This is a genomic window from Streptomyces sp. T028 (genome assembly GCF_048159505.1).
GTDB lineage: Bacteria > Actinomycetota > Actinomycetes > Streptomycetales > Streptomycetaceae > Streptomyces.
The window spans coordinates 1-8151 of record NZ_JBLRVZ010000115.1 but is presented as its reverse complement, the minus strand read 5'-3'; the positions used below and the strand labels follow the sequence as shown (position 1 = coordinate 8151).

Genomic DNA, 8151 nt, shown 5'->3' with positions numbered 1-8151 from the left:
CCAGCAACTCGGCGAACGTCGGATCCCCCGACACATCAGTACGCAACACCAGCGTGTTCACGAAGAACCCCACCAGATCATCCAGCGCCTGATCGGTCCGTCCCGCCACCGCGGTACCGACCGGGATGTCCTCCCCCGCACCCAACCGCGACAACAACACCGCCAGACCGGCCTGGAGCAGCATGAACATCGTCACGCCCTGCTCACGCGCCAACACAGCCAACCGGGCGTGCACTTCCGCAGGAACATCCAGCGCCACCACGTGACCCCGGTGTGACGCCACCACCGGACGCGCCCGGTCCACCGGCAGAACGAGCTCCTGCGGCATCCCCGCGAGCGCCTTCCGCCAGTACGCCACCTGCCGGGCCAGAACGCTCCCCGGGTCCACCTCACTGCCGAGCAGGTCGTGCTGCCAGAGGGTGTAGTCCGCGTACTGGACCGGCAACGGCTGCCACGCCGGCTCACGACCTTCACACCGCGCCGCATACGCCAGCGAGATGTCACGGGCCAGTGGGCCCATCGACCAGCCGTCCCCCGCGATGTGATGCAACACCACCACCAGCACATGCGCATCCGGGGTTGTTTCGATCAGCAGGGCCCGGATCGGGGTCTCGGCCGCCAGGTCGAACCCGTGCCTCGTCTCGGCGGCCACCAGGGCCGCCGCCTCGTCCTCGGTCGCGGACGCGGAGATCCGCAGGATCCGCCTCAGCTCGTCCATGCCCAGCACACGCTGGAACGGCTCCCCATCCGGAGCAGGGAATGTGGTGCGCAGCACCTCGTGCCGCGTCATCACATCGCCCAGCGCCGCCCGTAGCGCCCCGATGTCCAGCTGCCCGGTCAGGCGGAGCACGACCGGCATGTTGTACGTCGGGCTGGAGTCTTCCAACTGCGCGAGGAACCACAACCGTCGCTGTGCGAACGACAACGGCACTGGATCGGGCCGCTCCTCGCGCCGTACCAGTCCGGCGCGCGAGGGGCCCGCACCGCCGATCCGCGCCGCCAGACCCGCCGGCGTCGGCGACTCGAAAAGAGCCCGAACACCAAGCTCTACGTCGAACACCGACCGCACCCGCGACACCAACCGCATCGCCAGCAGGGAATGCCCACCCAGCTCGAAGAAGCTCTCGTCCACGCCCACGCGGTCCAGGCCGAGCACGTCGGCGAACGCCCCGCACATGATCTCTTCGACCGCGCCAGCGGGTTCACGGACACCATCGGTCCTCGTGTACTGCGGCAGCGGCAGCGCGGCCCGGTCCACCTTCCCGTTCACCGACAACGGCAACATGTCCAGCACCACGACAGCGGACGGAACCATGTACTCCGGCAGCCGCTGCCCGGTGAAGGTACGCAGGTCCGCGGGCAGGAGCTGACCCGCCGTGGCAGTGTCTCCACCCTCGGGCACCACGTAAGCGATGAGGCGCTTGTCACCGGGGGTGTCCTCCCGCGTGATGACGACGGCCTGGGCGACCTCGGCGTGGGTGGCCAGAACCGCCTCGACCTCCGCGGGCTCGACCCGGAAGCCGCGCACCTTCACCTGGTCGTCGGCCCGCCCCACGAACACCAGCCGACCGTCGAAGGTCCAGCGGGCCAGATCCCCCGTCCGGTACATCCGCTCACCCGGCGCCCCGAACGGACACGCCACAAACCGCTCCGCCGTCAGGGCAGGCTGAGCCTGATAGCCGCGGGCCAGACCCGCCCCCGCCACGTACAGCTCCCCCGCCACACCCGGAGGAACCGGCGACAAACCCTCGTCGAGGAGATAGATCCGGGTGTTGTCCAACGGCCGCCCGATCGGCAACACCGCAGGTATCTCGTCATCGCCATCCCCGGCCAGGAACTGCGTCGCACACAACGTGATCTCCGTCGGCCCGTACAGATGCCGCACCACCACCCCCGGACACGCCCCCAACACCGCCGCCACCGCCGACGCCGGAACCACATCACCACCCGTGAGTACTTCCGTCAGCCCGCCGAAACACCCCGGATCCTCCTCCGCCAGCACCCGCAACAACCCCGCCGTCACATGCACATGACTCACCCCATGCACACCCACCAACGAACGGATCGACCCACCATCCAGCTCACCCGCCGGAGCCAGCACCACCGACCCACCACCCGCCAACGTCACCCACAGCTCAAACACCGACGCATCAAACGCATACGGCGCACACCCCAGCACCCGAACCGGCTCCCCCCAACACCGGTCAGACACCAGCCTGACCACATCCCGCTGAGTGACCACCACACCCTTCGGCACACCCGTCGACCCCGACGTATACATCACATACGCCGCCACATCCGGCCCCACCGGCCCCGGCACCACCGACAAGTCCACCGCCGCAAGCTCCGCCACCACACCCGGATCGTCCACACACACCACCGGCACACCCAACCCCCGCGCCAGACCACCCACCGTCACCACACACACCGGCCCCGCATCCGCCACCACCAACCCGACCCGCTCCGCCGGATACAACGGATCCACCGGCAGATACGCACCCCCCGCCTTCCACACCGCCAACAACGCCACCACCAAATCCACCGACCGCTCCAACATCACCCCCACCACCGACTCCGCGCCCACCCCACGAGACACCAACACCCCCGCCAACCGCGACGCCCGCACATCCAACTCCGCAAACGTCAACTCCTCCTCCCCACACACCACCGCCACCGCACCCGGCACCGACGCCACCCGCTCCGCGAACAACACCGGCCACGACACATCGGCGACGGCCACCGCCGTGTCGTTCCAACCCCCCACAATTTGCTCAAGGTTGGAGGGAGGCAGCACACCAAGCCCCCGCAAGGCCGTCCGGAGGTCGCCTTCCAGTTCCCCGACGAGATTCTCGATCGCGGTACGCAGCATCCCGCACACCAGCTCGGGATCCCCCGGAGCCACCGCATCGGCTGTGATCCCGAAGACGGTCTGCATGTCATCCACCGACACGGCCAGCGGATAGTTGGTGAGCTCCGTGTCGTAGACCCGTTCCACGCCGACCAGGCCGTCGGCCCGCCGACCGGCCGCCCGCTGACCATGGCGGTAGTTGAACAGGGAGGTGAACAACGGAGCAGACGCCGGGATACCACTGGCCTTCTGTGCGAGCGCCAGGGGGGCGTGCTCGTGCATCAGCAGGCCGGCCAGCTGCGACTGCATGGCGGTGACGGCTCCGGCCACGTCATGGACGGCGGTATCGAGCCGTACCGGCAGGGTGTTCATGAAAGGGCCGGGGATGCGGTCCGAGCCCGCCCCCGCGTTCATACGGCCGAGCAGCACCGTCCCGAACACCACATCACTACGCCCGGACAGTGTCGCCAGCACCCGCGCCCACGCCACATGGAACAACGTCGCCGGACTCACCCCCAGCCCACGTGCCCGCTCCCGTACCCGCTCCCCCAGACCCTCCTCCAACGTCACCCGCGCCCGGCGCGCGCCGGTGCCATCACCATGAGCGTCGGACAGACCGAACGGCAGCGTCGACTCCGTGACATCACCCAGCAAACCGGCGAAGTACTCCTCGTGCTCGGCACGGGACACCCCCAGCCGGGCCTGCGCCACGAAGTCACGGAACGGCAGCGGCGCCGACAGTTCGTCCCCACGCCCCGCCATGAACGCCTCGACCTCACCCAACACCACATCCAGCGCGGTGTGGTCCTGGAGCAGATGATGCACCTGCACCAACGCCAGCCACCGCTCCCTGCCCGGCTCCGCCGCCACATGCACCCGCAGCAACGGCGCCCGGCCCAGATCCATCCACCGCCCGGCCGCAGCAAGCAGCTCAGCCGCAGCGTCCCCGCCCTCCGGCAGGACCACCTCCGTGACCGGAACCACCGCCTGGCGCCACACCACCTGCACCGGCTCGGGCAGCCCCTCCCACACCACGCCGGTGCGGTAGATGTCGTGCCGGTCCACCACCCGCTGCAACGCCGACACAAACGCATCCAGCCGCTCACGGCCGTCGAAAGCCAACGTCATCGGCACGAGATAGACGTCCGCCTCGCCGGGCTTGGCGAGCAAGTGGTGGAAGAAGATGCCCTCCTGCAATGGCGCCAGCGGATACACGTCCGCCACGTTCGCCGCCCCGCCCTCCACCGCCGCACACACCAACTCCACCTGCGCCGCCGTCAGCTCCACCAACGGCAGCATCTCCGGCGTGATCACCTCCGCACCCTCCGGAATACCGTTCGGCGGCACCTCCACCACACCACCGCCCTCACACGCCGCAGCCAACCCCGCCGGAGTGGGCACCTCGAACAACACCCGCACCGACACCCCCAACCCCCGCTCACGCAACCGCTGCACCAACGACACCGCCAACAGCGAATGCCCACCCAACTCGAAGAAGTTGTCCTCCACCCCCACCCGCTCCACACCCAACACCTCGGCGAACACCAGGCACACGACCTCTTCCGCCACCGTGACAGGACCGCGCCCACCACCAGCGGCCGCATACTCCGGCACCGGCAACGCGGACCGGTCCACCTTCCCGTTCACCGACAACGGCAGCCCGTCCAGGACCATCACCGTGGAAGGAACCATGTGGTCCGGCAAGCGCCCAGCAGCGAACGTCCGCAGTTCCTCCCCGACACCGTCAACGTCACCGTCAACGGAAACGGCATAGGCGACCAGCCGCACATCGCCGGGGACGTCCTCTCGTACTGCCGCCACCGCCTGCGCCACGCCGGGATGTGCCATCAAAACGGCCTCGATCTCGCCCAGCTCGATCCGGAAACCTCGTACCTTCACCTGGTCGTCGGCACGTCCGGCGAACACCAGCCGGCCGTCGGAGGTCCAGCGGGCCAGATCCCCTGTGCGGTACATCCGCTCACCGGCGCCACCGAACGGACACGCCACAAAACGCTCCGCCGTCAACCCCGGGCGGTCGTGATACCCCCGCGCCAACTGACGGCCCGCCATGTAGAGCTCACCCGCCACCCCCGGCGGCACGGGCTGCAGGAACCTGTCCAGCACATACGCACGGGTGGTCGCGAACGGCCGACCGATCGGCACCGACCCCTCGCCCGTCTCGTCAGCTCCGACCGGATAGTGCGCACAACCGACCGTCACCTCCGTCGGGCCGTAGTGATTCACCACGGCGACACCCGGATGCCGGTCACGCCAATGCCGGACCTGCCCCCAGCTGAGTGGCTCTCCGCCCGTCATCAACTGCCCGGTCGGCACACACTGCTCCGGCAATTCCTCCACGAGGGGCAGATGGCTCGGCGTCAGCTTGAGGAACGCGAAGCGCCGTTCTCCCAACAGCGCAGGCAGCTCTTCGTCCAACGCACCCACATATACACACCCGCCGCTGACCAGAGCCGGATACAGACCCGTCACACCCAGGTCGAACGACACCGGCGCATGCAGCAGACTGCTCTCCCGTACGCCCGGATACGCCTTCACACACCACGCCGTATAGCTGGCCAACGCCTCGTGCGAGACCACCACACCCTTCGGCCGCCCGGTGGACCCCGACGTGTAGATCACATACGCCGCGTTCCCCGCCGCCGGCCGCACAGACACCGGCGCTGCCATCTCGTCGACCAGACGCGGGTCATCCACACACAGCACCGGGACATCCGGACTCTGCGGAAGCCCCTCGGCCAGATCCTCAGCGGTCACCACGCACACCGGCCGGCAATCGCCCAGCATGAACGCGATCCGCTCATCCGGATATCCCGGATCGATCGGCAGATAGGCACCCCCCGACTTCCACACCGCCAGCAGCGCCACCACCAGATCGGCCGACCGCTCCAACAGCAGCGCGACGACCGACTCCGCACCCACTCCGCGGGACACCAGCACGCCCGCCAACCGCGACGCCCGCTCGTCCAGCTCCGCGTAGGTCAGCTCCTTGTCCGCGGCCACTACGGCGATGGCACCCGGAGTCCGTGCCACCTGCGCCTCGAAGAGCTCCGGCACGACGGTCCGTGCGTCCACCACACCTGTGTCGTTCCAGGCAACCAGCGCCCGCTGTCGCTCCTCGCCCGACAGCACGTCGATCTCACTCACCCGAAGCCGCGCATCGCCCGCCCCCGCCGCCAGCACCCGCGCATACCGCTGAGCGATCGCCCCAAGGCTCGGCTGGTCGAACAGATCCGCCGAGCCGGTCAACGATCCCCGCAGACCACCGGGACGGCCATCGATCGTGATCTCGCTCAGGCTCAGATTCAGGTCGAACCGCGCTGACATGGGCCCGGCTGCGCCGGGCGTGGCCTGCAGGCCGTCCAGGTCGAGAGTCGGAGCCGCGTTGTTCTGCAGCGTGAGCATGACCTGGAAGAGCGGGTGCCGGGACATCGAGCGGTCCGGGGCCAGCAGTTCCACCAACCGCTCGAACGGCACATCCTGATGCTCCAGAGCCGCCAGACTCGTCTCCCGCACCCGGCCCAGCAACTCGGCGAACGTCGGATCCCCCGACACATCAGTACGCAACACCAGCGTGTTCACGAAGAACCCCACCAGATCGTCCAGCGCCTGATCCGTCCGCCCCGCCACCGCCGTACCAACAGGGATGTCCTCCCCCGCACCCAACCGCGACAACAACACCGCCAGACCGGCCTGGAGCAGCATGAACATCGTCACGCCCTGCTCACGCGCCAACACAGCCAACCGGGCGTGCACCTCCGCAGGAACATCCAGCGCCACCACATGACCCCGATGCGACGCCACCACCGGACGCGCCCGGTCCACCGGCAGAACGAGCTCCTGCGGCATCCCCGCGAGCGCCTTCCGCCAGTACGCCACCTGCCGGGCCAGAACGCTCCCCGGGTCCTCCTCACTGCCGAGCAGGTCGTGCTGCCAGAGGGTGTAGTCCGCGTACTGGACCTGCAACGGCTGCCACGCCGGCTCACGACCTTCACACCGCGCCGCATACGCCCGGGAAACGTCACGAGCCAACGGCCCCATCGACCAACCGTCCCCCGCAACGTGATGCAACACCACCACCAGCACATGCCCGTCCGGGCCGGTTTCGACCAGCAAAGCCCGCAACGGAACCTCCGCCGCCAGGTCGAACCCATGCCCGACCTCAGCCGCCACCAGCCCCGCCACGTCCGCCTCCGTGACAGCCACAACTGTCCGCAGCACCTCCCCCACCTCACTCAGCGGCAGCACGTGCTGGTACGGCTCCCCGTCCATCACGGGGAACACCGTGCGCAACACCTCGTGCCGCGCCACCACATCCCCCAACGCACCGGCCAACGCACCGACATCGACCCGCCCGCCCAACCGCAGCACCATGGGCAGGTTGTACGTCGCGCTCGACCCCTCCAACTGCGCCAGGAACCACAACCGGCGCTGCGCGAACGACAACGGCACCCGCTCAGCCCGCTCCCACCGCCCCAGACCCATCCGAGCCGGACCCGCACCAGTGATCCGAACCGCCAACTCCGCAGGCGTCGGCGACTCGAACAGCGCCCTCACACCAAGCTCAGCACCGAACAACAGCCTCGCCCGCGACACCAACCGCGTCGCCAGCAGGGAATGGCCACCCAGTTCGAAGAAGTCGCCGTCCGCACTGACGTGTTCGACACCGAGCACGTCGGCGAACGCGCCGCAGAGGAGTTCCTCGACCACCGTGGCAGGCCCCCGCCCACCGCCGGACGTCACGTACTCCGGCACCGGCAGCGCGGCCCGGTCCACCTTCCCGTTCTCCGTGAGGGGCAGCTCATCCAAGATCATCACCGCGGCAGGAACCATGTACTCCGGCAACCGCCCTGCAGCGAACGTCCGCAGCCCCTCGCCGACCGCCCCGTCGCCCTCGGAGACGGCGTACGCGACGAGGCGCTTGTCACCCGCCCTGTCCTCACGGGCGACCACCACCGCCTGAGCAACCTGCGGATGGGCGGCCAGAACCGCCTCGACCTCCCCGGGCTCGACCCGGAAGCCCCGCACCTTCACCTGATCGTCCGCCCGCCCCACGAACACCAGCTCGCCATCAGCCGTCCAGCGGGCCAGATCCCCCGTCCGGTACATCCGCTCACCCACACCACCGAACGGACACGCCACAAAGCGTTCGGCGGTCAGGGCCGGCCGGCCGTGGTAGCCACGGGCCAGCCCCGCCCCCGCCACATACAGCTCCCCCGCCACCCCGGGCGGAACCGGGTGCAGACACCCGTCGAGGAGATAGATCCGGGTGTTGTCCAACGGCC

Annotated in this window: 1 protein-coding gene; it reads right to left on the bottom strand. The window is 69.0% G+C overall.

Translation table 11 applies throughout. From position 1 onward, the window contains the following. The coding region (locus ACLZN2_RS50735; protein WP_416987048.1) for an amino acid adenylation domain-containing protein at positions 1 to 8151 on the bottom strand (8151 nt) is incomplete at both ends.